Genomic DNA, 16,215 nt, shown 5'->3' on the forward strand with positions numbered 1-16,215 from the left:
TGGCGGGTCAGCGGGGGATCAGGGTCAGGATGCTCGCCTCCGGGGGGCAGGCGAAGCGGACCGGGGCGGTGGGGTGGGTGCCCAGGCCGGCGGAGACGTGCAGCCAGGAGTCCGAGCCGGGCCAGCGGTGCAGGCCGCGGGCCATCGCGCGGGGCAGCCCGCAGTTGGTCACCAGCGCGCCGACGCCCGGTACGCAGACCTGCCCACCGTGGGTGTGCCCGGCCAGCATCAGCCCGAAGCCGTCGGCGGCCATCTCGTCGAGCACCCTCGGCTCGGGGGAGTGGGTCAGCGCGATCGACAGGTCGGCCGACGGCGCGACCGCACCGGACACCGCGGAGTAGTCGTCCCGCTCGACGTGCGGGTCGTCCACGCCGACCAGGTCGATCTGCCGGCCGCCGGCCTTGAGCGTGGTGCGGGCGTTGTTCAGGTCCGCCCACCCCGCGCCGGTGAAGACCTGGCGCAGCTCCTCGTAGGGCAGTTCGACGCCCTCGGTGTACTCCCGGTCGGGCAGGAAGTAGGTGAACGGGTTCTTCCACACCGGCCCGGTGTAGTCGTTGGAGCCGAACACGAACGCGCCCGGGTAGTCCAGCAGCGGTTGCAGAGCCCGCAGCACGCCGGGCACCGCCCCGGGGTGCGCCATGTTGTCGCCGGTCACCACGACCAGGTCGGGGTCGAGGGCGGCCAGCGACGCCACCCAGCGCTGCTTGCGCGCCTGGTTGGGCATCATGTGCAGGTCCGACAGGTGCAGCACGCGCAGCGGCTCCGCGTCGGCCGGTAGCACCGGCACGTCGTACCGCCGGAGGGTGAACTGGTTGCGTTCGACGAGCGACGCGTACGCCAGGGTGGCCGCACCGACGGCGGCAGTTCCGGCGGCGAGCCGGAATAGTGTGCGCTTTCGCATGGCGTTCAGGGTAGTTTGACCGTCCATGAGCACGCTGAAGGACCGCCTCACCGCCGACATGCGTTCCGCGCTCAAGGCGCGCGACGAGCTGACCACCTCCACGCTGCGGATGGCCCTCGCGGCCGTCGGCACCGCCGAGGTCGCCGGCAAGGCCAAGCGCGAGCTCACCGACGACGAGGTGCTCGCGGTGCTGACCAAGGAAGCCAAGAAGCGCCGGGAGGCGGCCACCGCCTTCGCCGACGCGGGTCGGGGCGAGCAGGCCGCGAAGGAGACTGCCGAGGGCGAGGTGCTGGACCGCTACCTGCCGAAGCAGCTCTCCGACGCCGAGCTGACCGATCTGGTGTCGGGGGCGCTCGCCGCGGGCGGCTTCACCGAGAAGGGCCAGATGGGCCCGGCCATGAAGGCGGCCCAGGCCGCGGTGGCCGGCCGGGCCGAGGGGGGCCGGGTGGCCGCCGAGGTACGCCGACAGCTCGGCCTCTGACCCGGCGTCAGGCTGCGGTCGGCCGACCGCGACGCTCCGGACAGACGAACGGGCGGGCACCCGGTGGGGGCGCCCGCCCGTTCGTGCGTCCGCGCTACCGGCCTCAGCCGCCCGGTCGTGGCGGCCGACCCGGCTTGTTACTGGGCGGGGTGCCTCCGGGGGTGCCGGCGCTCGGCGGGGTGGCGCCGCCACCACTGCTGACCTCGATGGTCACCACACCACCCTTGATGGTCCGGCCGTCCGGGCTGGTGCCGGCGGCGGTACCGGGCGGGCAGTTCGACTTGACCTTCTGGCTCGAGACGACCGGCTCGAAGCCGGCGCCCTTGAGCCGGGACTTCGCGGCGTCCACCGTCTGGCACTTGACGTCGGGGATGCTGCGCTGGTCGCCCTCGGAGATCTTCTTGCCCGGCGGCTCGAACTGGATGCCGGGCTTGCCCACCATGGCGTCGTGCAGGGTGTCCCAGACCGGCTGGTTGATGCCGCCGGCCTCGTTGTGCTTCATCTTGACGTTGGTCTGCGGCCAGTCCGGGTCGGCCATGATGCCGGCCACCGCGTACTGCCTGGTCATCGCGACCAGGGCGGCGGTCTTCTCGGAGTCGGTGGTGCCGGACTTGCCCGCCACCGGCTTGCCGACGACGTCCCGGACCTTGGGTGCGGTGGCTCCCGTGCACTTCGAGGTCGACGACCGGTCACCGACCGGGCAGCGGGCGGCGTCCACCGCCGCGCGGGCCACGTCGGTGCTGAACCGCTTCTCGCAGCGCGGTTTGGCGATGTCCAGCTTCTTGCCGTCCGGGTCCTTGATCTCCTGGACCGGGATCGGCTCGCAGTACTTTCCGTCCGCGGCCAGGGTGGCGTAGGCGTTGGCCAGGTCCAGCGGAGTGGTCTGCGAGACGCCAAGGGTGAACGCGCCCCACTGGTGCGCGCCCCGCTCCAGGTCCAGATCCTCCTGGGACCGGAAGTTGATGCCCAACCTCTTCGCGACCTTGACCACGTTCTCCGCGCCGACCTGCTGCTGCAGGGGCACGAAGTAGGTGTTCACCGACCGGCCGAACGCGCTCCACATGTTGTGTACGCCGGCCATGCTCTCGGTCGAGTTGGTGGGGCAGTAGAGGTTGGTCCCCGGGCAGGCGGCAGGCCCCGGCTCGATGATGTACTCCGACCTGAACTGCTTCGGCGCGTTGATCGTGTAGCTGAGCGGGATGCCCTTCTCCAGCGCCGCGACGATGGTGAACATCTTGAAGGTCGAGCCGGCCTGGTAGCCGGTGATGCCGTCGCCGCCGGTGAGCAGCGGGTTGACCGTCGCCGGGTAGTTGCCCCGGATGCCCTTCTTCTTCTTCGCCGGATCGCTGGAGATCCTGTTCTTGGGGTTCTTCGGGTCGTCCAGCTTGAACTGTCGGTTCACCGCGAGCGCCCGGACCCGGCCGGTGCCCGGCTCCACCGCGGCGACCATCGCGGCCTCCTTGGCGGTTTCGCTCTTCGCCTTCCGGACCGCCTTGTCGGCGCCCCTCTGGGCCTGCACGTCGAGCGAGGTGATGATGGTGTAGCCGCCGCTCTTCAGCCGCCGCTCACGGTCGTAGGTCGTCGAGCCGAACGTCTCCTGCTGCATCCACCAGCGGTAGAAGTAGTCGCAGAAGAAGCCCCAGCTGTTGGTGGTGGCCTGGACGCAGCCGTTCGGGGTGCGCTTGTCCTTCACCACCAGCTTGGTCGCCTTGGCGGCGTCGGCCTCCTGCTGGGTGATGGCCTTGGTCTCAACCATGTTCTGGATGACGTAGTTGCGGCGGTCCAGTGCGAGCGGGCGACCGGACGTGGTGGTCGGGTCGTTCGTCGTCGGCGCCTTCACCATGCCGGCCAGCAGCGCGGCTTCCTCGATCTTCAGCTTGCTGGGCGGCTTGCCGAAGTAGACCTGGCTGGCGGCGAAGATGCCGTACGCGCCGTTGCCGAACGAGGCGAGGTTGAGGTAGCGGGTGAGGATCTCGTCCTTGGAGAATTCCTTGTCGACCTGGAGCGCCAACCGCATCTCGCGCAGCTTGCGGGCGCTGGTGTCCTCGGTCGCCGCGACCACGTCGGCCGGGTGGGTGGCCGAATAGGCGATGGCCAGCCGGACGTACTGCATGGTCAGCGTCGAGGCGCCCTGCCGGCCCGCGGCCTCGTTCTGGTTGTTGACGAACGCGCGGGCGACGCCGTTGATGTCGACGCCGTTGTGCTTGTAGAAGTCGTGGTCCTCGGCCGCGACGATGGCCTTCTGCATGTACGGGGAGATGTCGGCGAGCTTGACGTCGCGCCGGTTCTCGTCGTACATCGTCGCGAGCTGTGTCTTGCCGTCGGACGCGTACAGATAGCTGATCTGCGGCGCGCGGGCCACCGTCAGCTCCGTGGGCAGGTTGCCGAAGGTTTCGGCACCGGCCTTCGCGGCCAGGCCGGACATCGCCACCGCGGGGAAGGCCGCCGCTGCGACCACCACGCCGGCCAACAGGCCACATATGAGCAGCGATGCGGCGTTGGTCAGCACATTGTGGTCACGTTTCCGCATCCAGGTCACCTCGACAGGGTACGCGAGTAGGGAACGAGGGGCGCTGGGGCGTTCTTTCCCCATTTCCTGCGCGCGCTGCCCTCGTTGTGCTAAACGCACGACCCCCGGTGCTTGGTTGCGTGTGACCTGCCGCCGAGTTTCCTCGATTCGAAGAGACGGCGCGGCGTTTTCACGTTCCCGGGCGGGGTAACCGGCGGGCGAAGGCCCGGTAAGCCGGGAGTGTCCGGAATGATGGATTTGGCTGACAACGTTGCGTAATCAGTCAACTACAGAGCATGATGGGGGCGGCGACAGCGCCAGATGTCGTTCGTGCCGCCTTGGGGAAGGCAGGCCGGGCGATCGGGGGGAAATTGCCGGCTGACGTGCAACGAGGTCGGTAGGTACTGCAAGGGGGGACGTGTACACATGGGCATGATCACTGACTGGCCGTCGCTGGCGGCATGTCAGAACGGGGACCCGGACGCGTTGTTCGTACAGGGCGCCGAACAGAACGTGGCGAAGCGGATCTGCCGGAGTTGCCCAGTTCGGTACGAGTGCCTGGCCGACGCGCTGGACAACCGGATCGAGTTCGGTGTGTGGGGTGGCATGACCGAACGCGAACGGCGCGCGTTGCTGCGTCGTCACCCCCAGGTGACGAGCTGGCGCAAGATGTTCGAGGCCGCGATGAAGAAGAACAGCAAGGACAAGACTGGCAAGGACAAGATTCTGGTCAGCGCCGGCGGCTGACCGCCGGTCACGGACGGCTGATCGCCGCGCCGATCGTTCGCAGCCCGTCGACGTCGTGCACGTCGGCGGGCTGCGCCGTCACCGACACCGCCGGCACCGCCGGGAACGCCTCGGTGAACCGCGCCGCCACCTGCTGCTCGCGTACCGCCTGGCGGGTCAGCGCGGCGTGCGCCCGCAGCACGTCGACGGTCGCGTCGTGCCCACCCAGCTCGGCCAGGCGCTCCGCGGCGGCCCGACTCTGCTCGGCGTCCAGCTCCGGCACCGCAGGCCGGTGCACCCGGTTGAGCACCAGGCCGGCCAGCGGCATCCGCTCCTCCCGCAGCCGGCCGGCGAAGTAGGCGGCCTCCCGGACCGCGTCCGGCTCCGGCGCCGCGACCAGCAGGAACGCCGTCTCCCGCGCCTGCAGGATGCGGTACGTCTGCTCCGCCCGTTGCCGGAAGCCACCGAACATCGAGTCGAGCGCCGCCACGAAGCCGGACAGATCGGTGAGCAGCTGGGCGCCGAGCACCTTCTGCACCACCTTCGAGAACATCCCGAACGAGGCGGTGACGATGCTGAACATGCTGCGCCCCCCGCTGCGCGCCGGAGCCAGCAGCAGCCGCAGCATCCGGCCGTCGAGGAAGCGGGAGAGCCGGGCCGGGGCGTCCAGGAAGTCCAGCGCCGAGCGGGACGGCGGCGTGTCCACCACGATCAGGTCCCATTCGCCCCGGGCGTGCAACTGGCCCAGCTTCTCCATCGCCATGTACTCCTGCGTCCCGGCAAAGGTCGAGCTCATGGCCTGGTAGAACGGGTTGGCGAAGATCTCCGCCGCCTTCGCCGGGTCGGTGTGCTGGAGCACCACGTCGTCGAAGGTGCGCTTCATGTCCAGCATCATGGCGTGCAGCTCGCCACCGCTCGCCTCGACGTCGATGCCCTTGACCTGGCGGGGGGTGTTGTCCAGCTCGGTCAGCCCGAGCGACTGGGCCAGCCGGCGGGCCGGGTCGATGGTGAGCACCACCGTGCGCCGGCCGTGCTGCTCGGCGGCCCGCAGCGCCAGCGCGGCGGCCGTGGTCGTCTTTCCCACTCCGCCGGCACCGCAGCACACGACGATCCGCACGCCGGGGTCGGCGAGGATCTGGTCGACGTCCAGCTGCGGCGCCGCGTCTTCGGAAGGCACCAATCGAGCGTATCGGGCCGGCTGGCTCCGTGCGCCCGTGCGGAGCTCAGGTGTGAGTCAATCCGCCCGGACGAGCGCCTGCGCCAGCGTCGCGAGCCCGGCCCGATCCACCCCGTCGGGCAGCAGGGGCAGCTCGACCATCGGCAGCCCCAGCTCCACCAGGTCGGCCCGGAGCGAATCTTCCAGCTCGCGACGGATCTGCTGGTCCCGCGCCTCGTCGTGCAGGCCGGCGACGGTCTCCCGGTCGGCCGGCAACCCGGCCGCGACCAGCCCACGCCGCAGCTCGGCCGCAGTGACAGCCGGGCCCGCGGGCAGCGGCGGTCGGGCACCGTTGACGATCACGCGGCCCACCGGGAAGCCGAGCGAGGTCAGGTCGGCGATCGCGTCCACCGTCTCCTGGACCGGCATCTCCTCCAACAGCGTGACCACGTGCACAGCGGTCATCGGGGAGCGCAGCAGCGCGGAGACCCCCTCGCTCTGGGTCTTGATCGGCCCGACCTTCGCCAGCCGGGCCGTCTCCGCCGTCACGTTGAGGAACCGGCCGATCCGCCCGGTCGGGGGCGCGTCCAGCACCACCGCGTCGTACGCGCGCCGCTGCCCGGTGGTGCGGGTGGTCGCCTCCTTCACCTTTCCGGTGAGCAGCACGTCCCGCAGGCCGGGGGCGATGGTGGTGGCGAAGTCGATGGCGCCGAGTTTGCGCAGCGCCCGGCCCGCCGCGCCGAGCTTGTAGAACATGTCCAGGTACTCGAGGAGCGCCTCCTCGGCGTCCACCGCCAGCGCGCGCACCTCACCGCCGTCCGGTGCGTCGGTGAGGTGGCGCTCCTCGTACGGCAGGGGGTCGGTGCCGAAGAGTTGGGCGATGCCCTGCCGCCCCTCGACCTCCACCAGCAGGGTGCGCCGACCGCCGGCGGCCAGCGCCAGGGCCAGCGCCGCCGCGACGCTTGTCTTGCCGGTGCCACCCTTGCCGGTCACCACGTGGAGGCGGGCCGGCCATCCCGTGCCGGCCGGGTCGGTCGGTCGCTCAGCTGCTCGCACCCGTCGAGCCTATCCAGCGATCCGGATCAGGCGACCTCGCAGACCCACCAACCCGTCTTCTGCACCACGGTGAAGCGCAGGTCCTGGTCGGCCACCTTCTCGTCGGCGGTGGTCATGGTGACCCGGGTGGAGACGGTTGCCCGGTCCCCGGTCCGGTTGTCCACCTTCGGGGTGGTCCACTTAAAGCGCGGGTTCTGATAGGTGCCCGCGTACTTCTGCACCTCGGCCACCTTGGCCGCGATCTTCTTGTCGTCCCGGGAGGCGGCGCAGACGCGGCTGGCCGCCTTCGTCGCGTCCCGGTCCTTGTAGACCGCGGTGAGGAACTCGTCGACCGCGACCGCCGGCTCCTTGGCGCCCTGGCCGGTCTCCGCGTCGCGCAGGGTCAGGAACGCCACGACGCCGCCACCCACGCAGAGCACCATGATGACGACGAGGGCGATGGCCGCGATGAGTAGCCCGCGCTTCTTCTTCGGTTCCGGGGCGCCCTGGTACGGCGGGTAGCCGGGCGGGGGCGGCGGGATGGCCGAGGGGTCCTGGGTGGCCGGCCGGCCGGACGTCGGGGCTTCGGCGAGCCCCGGGCCGTCGGTCTGGCCCGAGACGCCCGGCTGCGCGGGGGAGGTCGGCCGCGCGGGGAACGCCGGCCCGCCCTGCTGCGCGGGGAAGGCCGAGGTGCCCGGTTGTCCAGGGGTGGCCGGGGTGCCGGGCTGACCGGCGGTGGCGGGGGTGCCGGGCTGCCCGGGGATGGCCGGGGTGCCGGGCTGGCCGGCGGGATCCGGCTGGGCCGGCGGAAGGGCGGGCTGGCCGCCGCTGGGCGGTTGGGTCATCTCTTTCCCCCGGGGGGTGCGGTGCCCGTCGCCACCCGGGCGTCGAGCGTGATCGAGCGGGCGGTCGGGCGCCTGCGCGACCGCCCGACCGGAAGGGTAGCGGTCGATCACCGCACCGATGTCGCCCGTGCGGCGCGGTGCGTCCACCATCCGGTCGGCGGGACGCGTCGATAGGGCTTCCGACCAGGCGTATGTCGCATATGTGACTGCCGGTGACCGAACGTGCGCGCCTTGTTGGCGGGACCGTTGGCGCGGACCTACCTTCGTCCCGGTGCGGGGGGACGGAACGGACGACTGGGTCCGGGCCGGACAGCGTGGTCGACCAGGTACGACGCCGGAGGCAGTGCATGCGCGACGCGGACGACATCCCTCGCACCACGTTCCCCACCAACGACCGGGCCTGTCGGGCCACCACCGGCGCCACCGACGCTCCGGTGGGCGGCCTGCCGATTAACGAGCGGTCGTACCGTCGGCTGGCGGAGCCGACCGAGGTGCTCCGTGCGCCGGGCGGCCCCACCGAGCGGGCCCGCGAGGACGAGGAGCCGGGCTTCGTCATCCACCTGCCGATCCGGGTGGCTGACCTGGCGGCGGCGACCGCGCTGGCCGGTCGGGTCGCCGTGTCGCTGGGCTTCCTGCCGGAACTGGACGCCGGCGAGACCACCGTCTCCGACGCCGACGACCAGAACAACCGGCACCGGGTCTTCTGCGACCTTCTGCTGCCCGACCGGTCCCGCTGCCCCCAGCGTTACGAGCACGAGGGGCCCTGCGGTGAGCTCGCGACCGCGCCGGAGCAGCGTCCCGCGCCCCGCCCGTCCGCCGGACCGTAGGCTGTGCCTCGAAGTAGTCCGCACCGAGAGGGAGCCTTCCAGCGATGCAGAAGTGGGAATATTCCACGGTCCCGCTGCTGGTCCACGCGACCAAGCAGATCCTCGACAACTGGGGCGAGGACGGGTGGGAACTCGTCGCCGTGGTCCCCGGGCCGAACCCCGACCAGCTGGTCGCGTACCTGAAGCGGCCGAAGGCATGAGCAACGGTCCGCACGGGAAGCTCGCCGAGCTGGGGCTCGAACTGCCCGAGGTCGTACCGCCGGTGGCCAGCTACGTGCCGGCCGTGCAGTCGGGGCAGCACGTGTACGTCTCCGGCCAACTGCCGATCGCCGACGGCAAGCTCCTCGCCACCGGGAAGGTCGGCGCCGGGGTCTCCGCCGAGCAGGCGAAGGACCTGGCGCAGCGCTGCGGGCTCAACGCGCTCGCCGCGGTCGACTCGCTGGTCGGCCTGGAGAACGTGGTCAAGGTGGTCAAGCTGACCGGTTTCGTGGCCTCCGCGCCCGGCTTCACCGGCCAGCCCGCGGTGATCAACGGCGCCTCCGACCTCTTCGGCACCGTGTTCGGTGAGGCCGGCCGCCACGCCCGCAGCGCCGTGGGCGTGGCCGAACTGCCGCTGGACGCCCCCGTCGAGATCGAACTGATCGTCGAGGTCGCCTGACCCACGCCGCCCCCGCGGCAACCCCTGTTAGGAAGGGCCCCTTTATATACATCAGGCGTTAAAAGGGGGCCCTTCCTTCGGGGCGGGCGGGCAAGATCGCGGGGTGTGGCGGGCGGGGCCGTACGATCGCAGCCATGAGCGGGCACGTGACGGCGCCGGCGGCGGCGCTCGCCGACGAGCTGCCGAGCTGGGTGACGCTGCTACGCGCGCCGAACCCGGGTCCGATGACCCTCGACGGCACCAACACCTGGATACTGCGGGCCGCCCCGGGCGAGCCGGCGGTGGTGGTCGACCCCGGTCCGGCCGACGAGGACCACCTGGCCGCGATCGTGGCGCACGGCCCGGTGGGGATCGTGCTGATCACTCACGGGCACCCGGACCACACCGAGGGCTCGGCCCGCCTGCACGAGCTGCTCGGCGGAACGCACGTCCTGGCCGCCGACCCGGCGCACACCATCGGCGGTGAGCCGCTGACCGAGCCGGGCGAGCACCTCGGCGGGTTCGGCCTGACGATCCGCCTGCTGGCCACGCCCGGGCACACCGCCGACTCGGTCTGCCTCCTCGTGGAGCACGGCGACGAGCGGGTGGTGCTCACCGGCGACACCATCCTCGGACGCGGCACCACCGTGGTCGCCCACCCGGACGGGCACCTCGGCGACTACCTGGCCAGCCTGGAGCTGCTCTCGGCGTACCGGGGAATCCCGGCGCTGCCCGGGCACGGCCCGGCGCTGGCCGACTGCGCCGCCGCCGCCGACTTCTACCTGGCGCACCGCCGGGCCCGGCTCGACCAGGTCCGGGCGGCGGTCGCCGCCGGTGCGCGGAGCGCGCCCGAGGTGGTCGCGGCGGTCTACGCGGACGTGGACCGCTCGCTCTGGTGGGCCGCCGAGTGGTCGGTCCGTGCCCAGCTGGAGTACCTGGGCGTCGGCGCCCGGGAATCCGACCCGGGGGTCAGTGGGTTGGAGCACATGTGACCTGCCCGGTGTGCGGAACCGTTGCCGTTCCCGGTGCCCGGTTCTGCCACAACTGCGGGGCCGCGCTGCCGGCCGCCGCGACGTTGCCGGCTGCCGAGCGCCGGGTGGTCACCGTGCTCTTCGGCGACCTCTCCGACTTCACCTCCTGGTCGGAGGATCTCGACCCGGAGCGGGTCGGCGCGGTCACCGACCGCGTGCTCGCCGCCCTGGCCGGCGCGGTGAAGACGTTCGGCGGGCACGTCGACAAGCTGACCGGCGACGGGATCATGGCGGTCTTCGGCGCGCCGGTGGCGCACGAGGACGACGCCGAGCGGGCGGTCCGGGCCGCCCTGTCCATGCAGCGGGCGGTCCGCCGGGTGCTCGACGACGAGCGGGGCGGCGGTGCGCCGCTCGGGCTGCGGGTCGGGCTGAACACCGGCGACGTCATCGCCGGCATCCAGGCGGCCATCGAGTACACGGTCATCGGCGACACGGTCAACACCGCCGCGCGGTTCTCCGACGCCGCCGCGGTCGGTGCCGTCTACGCCGGCGCGCGTACCGCAGCCGCCACCCGGCACGTCGCCTCCTGGCGGGCGCTGCGGCCACTGCGACTCAAGGGCAAGCGGGAACCGGTCGAGGCGTACGAGCTGCTCGGCCTGCTGGACGCGCCCGGCACCCGGTCCGGGCTCGGCGACGAGGCGCCCTACGTGGGGCGCGAGACCGAGATCGGCCGGGTCGCCGGCCGGCTCGCCGAGGTGATCGACCGGGGTGAACCGCGGGTGCTGCTGATGACCGCCGAGGCGGGCATCGGCAAGTCCCGCTTCGCCGCCGAGGTGGAACGCCTGGCGGCCGGGTACGACGTGGGCGCCGGCCGGTACGCCGCGCACACCGGCGCCCGGGTGCTCTCGGTGCGCTGCGCCGCGTTCGGTGAGCGGCGCCGGCTCGCGCCCCTGGCCGACCTGGTGCGAGCCGCGGTCGGCCTGCCCAGCGACGAGTCCACCGCCCTGACCCGGCCGGCCGTGGAGGAGCGGCTGCGCCGCCTCGGCCAGCGGCTCTCCCGGGCCGGCGGCGAGCCGACGCCGATCGCCACCGAACAGCTGCTCGCTCTGCTCGGCTACGCCGAACTGCCAGCCCACGGTGGCACCGACAGCGGCGAGTGGGGCAGCGCGGGCGCCCCGACGGTCGACGCCGAGGCGGTGCCGAACGCGGTCGCCGACCTGCTCACCGGGTTGGCCGGGGAGGCGCCGCTGGTGATCGTGGTGGACGACCTGCACGACGCCACCGCCGAGACCATCCGCGCCCTCGGGGCGACCCTGTCCCGGCTCGCCGGGCCGGTGCTGGTGCTGCTGCTGGGCCGCCCCGAGCTGGTCCGTACCGCCGGCGCGCTGACCCGGGTGGCGGACGCCGAGGTGCACGCCCTGCCGCCGCTGCGCGGCGCGGACGCGGCCCGGCTGCTGACCAGCTACCTCAACGGCGGCAAGCTGCCGCCGGCCGACGCCGACCGGCTGCTGGCCACCGCCCAGGGCAACCCGTTCTACCTCGCCGAGCTGGTCACCCTGCTCATGGAACGGGGAGCGCTCACCGCAGTCGAACCGGGGCGCGGCGTCCGCAGCGCGGTGGAACCGGGCCGTGGCGCCCGTGCCGCCGGCGAGCGCGACCCGGGCTCGACCGCCAACTGGCGGTTGGTGCCCGGCTCACTGGGCAGCCGGCTGCTCTCCCGTGACCTCGCCGCCGTGCTGGCGGCCCGCATCGACGCGCTGCCGCCGGACGCGCGGTCCGTGCTGCGCGACGCGGCGGTGGTCGGTGACGCCGTGCCGACCGGCGCGCTGGAGGCGTTGCGCGACCAACGGGCCGGCCGGGACGGACGCCCGGCGGCGGTGATCGCGGTCGACCTGGACCGCGCCGTGGAGGAGCTGCTGCAACGGCGGATGCTGCACCGCACGCGCACCGGTTACGCGTTCGCCACCCCGCTGATGCGCGAGGCCGCGTACGCCGGGGTGAGCAAGGCCGAACTGGCCGAGCGGCATGCCGCGCTGGCCCGCTGGGCGGCGCCGGCCGACGATTCGACACCGGGGGGACCGGGCGGGTTCACCGACGCGGCCCGCGACGACTTCGTCGCCGCGCACGTCGAGCGGGCCGCCACGCTCGCCGACGCGGTGAAGCTGCGTCCCGACGCGTCGGCCCGCGCGGTGGTTCCGCTCGGGATCGCCGCGCTCGGCCGGGCCGCCCGCCGGTCGCTCTCCGCCGGTGAGCCGGCCCTGGCCGTCGAGTACGCCGAACGCGCCGCCGAGCTGGCCCGCGACGGGGTGCCGGCGGCCGATCGGGTGGTGCACGCCCGGGCGCTGCTGCAGATCGGTCGGGTCGTCGACGCGCTGGCGTCGGCCGAGAAGATCGCCGCGAACGCGGGGGACGACGCCACCCGGACCAGCGCCCTGCTGCTCGCCGGGCAGGCCCAGCAGACCCTCGGGGACCAGACCCGGGCGGTGGCCGCCTGGCAGGAGGCGTTGCAGGTGGCCACGGCCGGCGGGCTGCCCACCCTGCGCGCCTCAGCGATGCGCCGGCTCGGCATGGCCGACTTCGTGGCCGGGCGGCTGGGCCAGGCGAGCAGCCGGCTGGCCGCCGCGTACCAGGTCAGCCTGGCCGCGCAGGACCGGCGGGGGCAGGCCTGGTCGTTGCAGAACCTGGCCTGGGTGACCACCACCCGGGGTGACTTCGCGGGCACCGACGCGGTGCTCGGCCGGGCCGCCCGGCTCTTCGCCGAGCTGAAGGATCCGTACGGCCAGGCCTGGCTGCGCGGGACCACGGCGTTCGCACGGCTGCTCGCCGGTCGGCTGCGCGAGGCGTGCCGGATGGCGCGGGTCTTCCTGCCCTTCGGTGAGCGGGTCGGCGAGGCGTGGGCGGTGGGCACGCTGCGCGCCGTGGAGGCGTTCGCCGCCGCCGAGTTGGGCGAGGTGGCCGAGGCCGACCGCGAGGCGCGGCGGGCGTACCGCGAGTTCGCCGAGGCGTCGGACGACTGGGGACGCGGGTTCGCGCTGGTGGTCCGGGCCGTGGTGGCCCGCGGGCTGGGCGAGCCGGAGCACGCGGCCGACCTGCTCACCGACGCCCTCTCGTACGCCGGGCGGACCTCACACCCGCTGCTCACCGGTATGGCCGGCACCTTGCGCGGCTTCGTGGCGCTGGACATGGGCGACTGCGAAACCGCCGAACAGGCCGCCCGGGGCGTGCTGACCGCCGTGGAACCGCACAACCCGCAGGCCCCGGCGCAGGTGGGGCCCCGGGTGCTGCTGGCCACCGCCCGGCTCGCCGCCGGCGACCCGGCGACGGCGGTCGGGCTGCTCGCCCCGGTGGCCACCGCCGCCGCGCACGCACCGTCGCTGCTCTTCTCCCGTCGCCAGACGATGGCCCGGTACGCGTCCGCGCTGCTCGCCCACGGCCAGCGCGAGCAGGCGCTGGACTGGGCCCGCCGGGCGGTCGCCGCGCCGGCCGAGGACGTGCGCAGCCAGGTGATCGGGGCGAGCGTGCTGGCCGAGGCGCTGGCCGCCTGCGGTCACCACGCGGAGGCGCTGGAGTGCGCGGACGAGGCGGTCCGGCTCGCGTACGCCACCGAGCAGCGCAGTGAGCGCGCCGCCGCCGACGCTCTCCGTGCCCGGCTGGCCGCCTAGCGGATCCCGATCCGGTTTCTGGCGGTTTCGGGGATGTGGGGGACGCGGGGAGCGGTTAGCGTGTTCGCCGGGCGGGCGGTCCACAGTGGCGGCCGTCGCCCTGGCTGGGGAGGCCTCTCATGAAGCTGCCGCGTTCCGCCGCGGGCTGGACCATCGCGGTCTTCGGCGTGCTCGCGCTGGTGATGGGGGCGCTCGGTCTGCTCTGGCCGGCGGCGATGCTGCGCATGTTGGGCCTGGAGGTGCCGGCCACCCGGGCCGTCGGCGACCACACCGGCACCTTCCTGCTGGCCTCCTCGATGGCGTCGTTCAACATGGGCGTCTACTACCTGCTCGCCACGGTCACCGAGTGGCGGGCGTTCTACCGCTTCACCGTGGTCTTCCGGCTGGTGACCTTCACCGTGTTCACCATCGCCGTGCTGGCCGACATCGCGCCCGGCCGGTTCTTCGGGGTGGCCGCCTGGGAGGGCCTGGGTGCACTGGCGACCGCCGTCGGCCTGCGAATGGACGCCCGCGCCGCCGCGCCGGCGGAGTTGGCCAGCCCGGCCGGCGCCGCACCGGCGGACGCGGCGCGCTGAGCGTCCGGCCCGGTTGGGTATTTTCAAGAAGTGACCGACACCCCGTCCGGCGGACTGCCGGTGCCGATCGTGCCTGGTCTGACTGATTTACGGGTGTTTGCCCGGGGTGGTTACGCGACCGTCTACCAGGCCACCCAGATCTCGGTGGGGCGCGAGGTCGCCGTCAAGGTGGAGAACCGCACCCTCGACAGCGAACGCGACCAGGCCCGCTTCCTGCGCGAGGCGCGGGCGGCCGGGCGGATGTCGTCGCACCCGCACGTCGTCGATCTCTTCGACGTCGGGGTCACCGTCGACCAGCACCCCTATCTGATCATGGAGCTCTGTGACGGCTCGTACGCCGAGCGGATGCGGACCTCGCCGCTGGGCCCCGCGGAGACCCGGGACCTCGGTGTCAAGATCGCCGACGCGCTGGCCCACTCGCACGCGGCCGGCGTGCTGCACCGCGACGTGAAGCCGGCCAACATCCTCTACTCGCACTTCAACCCGGCGGTGCTGGCCGACTTCGGGCTCGCGGTGCTGGCCGAGGTCCGGGACGCCTCGGTCACCCTGGAGGTGCTCACCCCGGCGTACGCCCCGCCGGAGATGTTCAGCCACAGCCCGCCGTCGCCGGCGGTCGACGTCTACGCGCTCTGCGCCACCCTCTACGCGGTGATGCACGGCCGGCCGCCCCGCTGGCAGTCCGAGCGCAACCCGAGCCTGGTCACCGTGCTGGAGATGTTCAACCAGCCGATCCCCGGGCTGCCCGGCGTGCCGGACGGTCTGATCGACGTGCTGCGCGCCGGCATGGCCAACGACCCGGGCGACCGACCCTCGGCGGTCGAGCTGCGCGGCCTGCTCGCCAGCCTGCCGCTCGACCCGACGTCCGGGCCGGTCAGCGGGGCTCCCGTCAGCGGCGGACCGGTCAGCGGCGGCCCCACCCACTCCGTCTCGTACCCCGGGCAGCCGGCGCCCCGACCGTCCACGGAGGACTCCAGCCCCGCCGCGTCCGGCGGCCGGCGGTGGCGGCGACGCTGGTTCCTCGGCGGCGCCGGGGTGCTCGCGCTGGCCGCCTCGGCCAGCGTCGGCGCGTGGGTGGCCGGCGGCGCTCCGGCGCCTGATCCGTCGCCCTCGGTCAGCCGGGCCGCCGCGCCGGCGACCGGGCCGCTGCCCGGCTGCACCACCGGCCCCGGCGCCCCCACCACACTGCCCGACGGTGCCCGCTGTCTGCCCGAGCTGGAGTGCTTCGGACCGGTGCGGATCCGGGGCGCCCGCGCCGAGGCCGCCCGGGTCCCCTGCGACAGCCGGCACACCTGGGAGACGTTCGCCGAGGGCATCCTCCCGGTGTCGCTGGTCGGCGCCGCCTACGAGGACGTGGCCGCCGACCCGACGGTGCGGGCGGTGTGCGGCGCCACCACGTTCCGGTTGACCACCGGGATCACCCGGGCGGCGGGCTGGCACCTGGAGGTGCTGCCGCCGGTGGCCGGCAGCCTCGACCGGACGTACCGCTGCCTGGCCGGGCGCGGCGTCGACGCGCTGACGACGCCCACCCTCACCGGTCGCTGAGCCCGTCCGACCCGCGTCGCCGGTCACGCACCGCGCGCAGCGCGTCCCCGCTGTCCAGTGCGTCGAGCGTGTCCGCGTCGAGGCCGTACGGGCCGAGCACGAGCGGCCCGGCGGCCCCCGGTCCGTCCAACGGCTCTGGATCGGCGCCCTGCCGCGCGGCGGACACCGACACCCCGGCGACCATCGTCAGCAGAACGCAGAGCAACGCCAGGAGCACCCCGAGGAGGTCCTGGCGACGCCACACGATGAGAGCCACCAGCAGCGCGAGCGCGCCCAGCGCCGCGACGACCGCCACCAACCGCGCATCGGGCCTGGCCAATCGGATCACCCGTCCAGCATGTCGCCGAC

General features: G+C 73.4%; 14 protein-coding genes and 1 pseudogene. 9 read left to right on the forward strand and 6 right to left on the reverse strand.

Features of this window, described 5'->3' with window-relative positions; genetic code table 11:
* Positions 1 to 7 precede the first annotated feature (7 nt).
* Positions 8 to 901 (reverse strand): metallophosphoesterase, encoded by an 894-nt coding sequence (locus ACFOW4_RS17440; protein WP_377528937.1) that lies wholly within the window; start codon positions 899 to 901, stop codon positions 8 to 10.
* 25 nt (positions 902 to 926) lie between these two features.
* Between ACFOW4_RS17440 and ACFOW4_RS17445 the strand changes: the two genes are divergently transcribed.
* Positions 927 to 1,382, forward strand: a complete 456-nt coding sequence (locus ACFOW4_RS17445; protein WP_377528938.1) for a GatB/YqeY domain-containing protein — start codon at positions 927 to 929, stop codon at positions 1,380 to 1,382.
* Positions 1,383 to 1,485: 103 nt separating this feature from the next.
* On the opposite strand, the gene ACFOW4_RS17450 is transcribed toward ACFOW4_RS17445, so the two are convergent.
* Positions 1,486 to 3,912: a penicillin-binding protein gene (locus ACFOW4_RS17450; RefSeq protein ID WP_377528941.1), complete on the reverse strand. Its 2,427-nt coding sequence runs from the start codon at positions 3,910 to 3,912 to the stop codon at positions 1,486 to 1,488.
* A 405-nt stretch (positions 3,913 to 4,317) separates the two neighbouring features.
* Here ACFOW4_RS17450 and ACFOW4_RS17455 point away from each other — a divergent pair, with 405 nt between their 5' ends.
* The gene (locus ACFOW4_RS17455) at positions 4,318 to 4,638 is read left to right on the forward strand and encodes a WhiB family transcriptional regulator (RefSeq protein ID WP_377528942.1); all 321 of its coding nucleotides are present in this window, start codon (positions 4,318 to 4,320) and stop codon (positions 4,636 to 4,638) included.
* Positions 4,639 to 4,645: 7 nt separating this feature from the next.
* On the opposite strand, the gene ACFOW4_RS17460 is transcribed toward ACFOW4_RS17455, so the two are convergent.
* From ACFOW4_RS17460 to ACFOW4_RS17470, 3 genes and pseudogenes are all read right to left on the reverse strand, one after another.
* Positions 4,646 to 5,797: an ArsA family ATPase gene (locus ACFOW4_RS17460; RefSeq protein ID WP_377528944.1), complete on the reverse strand. Its 1,152-nt coding sequence runs from the start codon at positions 5,795 to 5,797 to the stop codon at positions 4,646 to 4,648.
* Positions 5,798 to 5,851: 54 nt separating this feature from the next.
* The gene (locus ACFOW4_RS17465) at positions 5,852 to 6,829 is read right to left on the reverse strand and encodes an ArsA family ATPase (protein ID WP_377528945.1); all 978 of its coding nucleotides are present in this window, start codon (positions 6,827 to 6,829) and stop codon (positions 5,852 to 5,854) included.
* 26 nt (positions 6,830 to 6,855) lie between these two features.
* Positions 6,856 to 7,449, reverse strand: a pseudogene (locus ACFOW4_RS17470) (hypothetical protein); the annotation flags it as partial.
* A gap of 551 nt (positions 7,450 to 8,000) precedes the next feature.
* Between ACFOW4_RS17470 and ACFOW4_RS17475 the strand changes: the two are divergent.
* The 7 genes from ACFOW4_RS17475 to ACFOW4_RS17505 all read left to right on the forward strand — a co-directional run bounded on the left by ACFOW4_RS17475 (position 8,001) and on the right by ACFOW4_RS17505 (position 15,867).
* Entirely contained in the window at positions 8,001 to 8,480 is a 480-nt protein-coding gene (locus tag ACFOW4_RS17475; protein WP_377528948.1) for a hypothetical protein, read from the forward strand.
* Positions 8,481 to 8,524: 44 nt separating this feature from the next.
* Positions 8,525 to 8,680, forward strand: coding sequence for a DUF4177 domain-containing protein (locus ACFOW4_RS17480; RefSeq protein WP_007466198.1), 156 nt, complete (start codon positions 8,525 to 8,527; stop codon positions 8,678 to 8,680).
* Positions 8,677 to 9,138 carry a RidA family protein gene (locus ACFOW4_RS17485; protein WP_377528950.1) on the forward strand — a complete coding sequence of 154 codons (462 nt, stop codon included), beginning with the start codon at positions 8,677 to 8,679 and terminating at the stop codon, positions 9,136 to 9,138. The genes ACFOW4_RS17480 and ACFOW4_RS17485 overlap by 4 nt, the downstream gene beginning before the upstream one ends.
* Before the next feature lie 134 nt (positions 9,139 to 9,272).
* Positions 9,273 to 10,109, forward strand: coding sequence for an MBL fold metallo-hydrolase (locus tag ACFOW4_RS17490; RefSeq protein WP_377528952.1), 837 nt, complete (start codon positions 9,273 to 9,275; stop codon positions 10,107 to 10,109).
* The gene (locus tag ACFOW4_RS17495) at positions 10,106 to 13,750 is read left to right on the forward strand and encodes an adenylate/guanylate cyclase domain-containing protein (RefSeq protein ID WP_377528953.1); all 3,645 of its coding nucleotides are present in this window, start codon (positions 10,106 to 10,108) and stop codon (positions 13,748 to 13,750) included. Before ACFOW4_RS17490 ends, ACFOW4_RS17495 begins: the two co-directional genes overlap by 4 nt.
* A 119-nt stretch (positions 13,751 to 13,869) precedes the next feature.
* The gene (locus ACFOW4_RS17500) at positions 13,870 to 14,325 is read left to right on the forward strand and encodes a hypothetical protein (RefSeq protein WP_377528956.1); all 456 of its coding nucleotides are present in this window, start codon (positions 13,870 to 13,872) and stop codon (positions 14,323 to 14,325) included.
* Between the two features lie 30 nt (positions 14,326 to 14,355).
* Complete coding sequence (locus tag ACFOW4_RS17505; RefSeq protein ID WP_377528957.1) at positions 14,356 to 15,867, forward strand: protein kinase; 1,512 nt, start codon at positions 14,356 to 14,358, stop codon at positions 15,865 to 15,867.
* Here ACFOW4_RS17505 and ACFOW4_RS17510 read toward each other — a convergent pair.
* Positions 15,854 to 16,195, reverse strand: a complete 342-nt coding sequence (locus tag ACFOW4_RS17510; protein ID WP_377528959.1) for a hypothetical protein — start codon at positions 16,193 to 16,195, stop codon at positions 15,854 to 15,856. The two genes, ACFOW4_RS17505 and ACFOW4_RS17510, sit on opposite strands and share 14 nt — an antisense overlap.
* Positions 16,196 to 16,215 lie beyond the last annotated feature (20 nt).

It is taken from the genome of Micromonospora sp. GCM10011542 (assembly GCF_042650685.1).
GTDB lineage: Bacteria > Actinomycetota > Actinomycetes > Mycobacteriales > Micromonosporaceae > Micromonospora.

Bases quoted from the DNA above. Each gene is read 5' to 3' on its own strand.
- ACFOW4_RS17445 (WP_377528938.1), top strand. From the start codon at position 927: ATGAGCACGCTGAAGGACCGCCTCACCGCCGACATGCGTTCCGCGCTC.
- ACFOW4_RS17475 (WP_377528948.1), top strand. From the start codon at position 8,001: ATGCGCGACGCGGACGACATCCCTCGCACCACGTTCCCCACCAACGAC.
- ACFOW4_RS17450 (WP_377528941.1), bottom strand. From the start codon at position 3,912: ATGCGGAAACGTGACCACAATGTGCTGACCAACGCCGCATCGCTGCTC.
- ACFOW4_RS17455 (WP_377528942.1), top strand. From the start codon at position 4,318: ATGGGCATGATCACTGACTGGCCGTCGCTGGCGGCATGTCAGAACGGG.
- ACFOW4_RS17440 (WP_377528937.1), bottom strand. From the start codon at position 901: ATGCGAAAGCGCACACTATTCCGGCTCGCCGCCGGAACTGCCGCCGTC.
- ACFOW4_RS17490 (WP_377528952.1), top strand. From the start codon at position 9,273: ATGAGCGGGCACGTGACGGCGCCGGCGGCGGCGCTCGCCGACGAGCTG.
- ACFOW4_RS17485 (WP_377528950.1), top strand. From the start codon at position 8,677: ATGAGCAACGGTCCGCACGGGAAGCTCGCCGAGCTGGGGCTCGAACTG.
- ACFOW4_RS17480 (WP_007466198.1), top strand. From the start codon at position 8,525: ATGCAGAAGTGGGAATATTCCACGGTCCCGCTGCTGGTCCACGCGACC.
- ACFOW4_RS17500 (WP_377528956.1), top strand. From the start codon at position 13,870: ATGAAGCTGCCGCGTTCCGCCGCGGGCTGGACCATCGCGGTCTTCGGC.